This is a genomic window from Xanthovirga aplysinae (assembly GCF_009711365.1).
Classification (GTDB): Bacteria; Bacteroidota; Bacteroidia; order Cytophagales; family Cyclobacteriaceae; genus Xanthovirga; species Xanthovirga aplysinae.
The window spans coordinates 1-1,110 of sequence record NZ_SMMB01000315.1 but is presented as its reverse complement, the minus strand read 5'-3'; the positions used below and the strand labels follow the sequence as shown (position 1 = coordinate 1,110).

The 1,110-nt window shown below is 41.0% G+C and carries 2 protein-coding genes; both read right to left on the bottom strand.

Going from position 1 to position 1,110, the window contains the following annotated elements; all coding sequences use genetic code 11:
- A partial coding sequence (locus E1171_RS00925) for a hypothetical protein (protein WP_222931312.1) occupies positions 1-405 on the bottom strand: 405 nt, incomplete at its 3' end.
- A gap of 40 nt (positions 406-445) precedes the next feature.
- On the bottom strand, positions 446-1,110 hold a 665-nt coding region (locus E1171_RS00920; RefSeq protein WP_425509595.1), incomplete at its 5' end, for a hypothetical protein.

Sequence of the window (1,110 nt, the reverse complement as noted above, 5' to 3'; positions counted from 1 at the left end):
ATTTCCATTTTGGTGAACGATACTAAGATTGTTGGTACCAGTTTGTTCCACCAATAAAGAGTTAGATGCTCCAAATACACCTCCAGATTGAACGGTTTGAGATTCGTTGCCAGTCCCATATTGTATGACATTCGCCATGCTTCCCTCATCATACTGCGAAACCTCAGCTCTGTTATCCCCACCACCCTGGGTGATTGTTAGCTCATTAAACTCCCCTCTTTGATTGATATATGCACTGTTGGCTCCATCATTTTGTTGAATGGTAGCCATACTACCTTCACCGGTACCCATTTGGAGACCATTAACAAAATCATTGCCATCCTGTGTTATATTAAGTGCATCAGAATCACCTTGTTGTCCTAAATCCACGTGGTTTAGATCACCCACTTGAGAAATGTTTGCCATGTTATCATTGCGTAACTGACCAAGTGTAGTCCAATTTGAATTATTGGATTGGTCTATAAACCAGTGAGTTATTAGCTCCTGCTTGAATGGTGTAAGCGAAATTAGCCTCATCATTTTGAGTTATTTCTAAAGAATTGTTTGTTCCGAAAGTCTGGGTTTGTGCAGTGTGAAAACTTCCGTCCTGGTCAATGTCAGCTTTATTGTCAAGTCCTTCTTGTGTAACATAAGCAGCACTTCCCACAATTGGTTCGTTAGCCCTAGTATTTTGGTTGACCTTAGCCCTGTTATTATCTCCTACCTGAGAAACCTCCGCACTGTTGTCATCATATCGCTGAACTACTTTAGCCTTATTACCAGTAGCACCCATACTAACCTGATTAACAGTAGCAGTATTTCTCTGTGAGTGCCCAACACCTTGGTCAATAGTGGCGTCATTGCTATCCCCTACTTGACCAATAATGGCGATATTTTCATCGCCATCAGTGTCTACCTTTGCAGAGTTATTATCTCCATCCTGTGATACATCTGCAACGTTAGCGTAACCTATATCTGTTGAATTGTCATTATCATTGTCTCCTTTTTGATCCACTTCTACTTCATTTCCGTCTCCATTAGTGGAGATGAAAGAAGCATTACCTCCTCCAATCTGAGAAACCGTAGCATTGTTTGTTTGATCTCCATCTACACTAGTTTGAGTTACTGTTG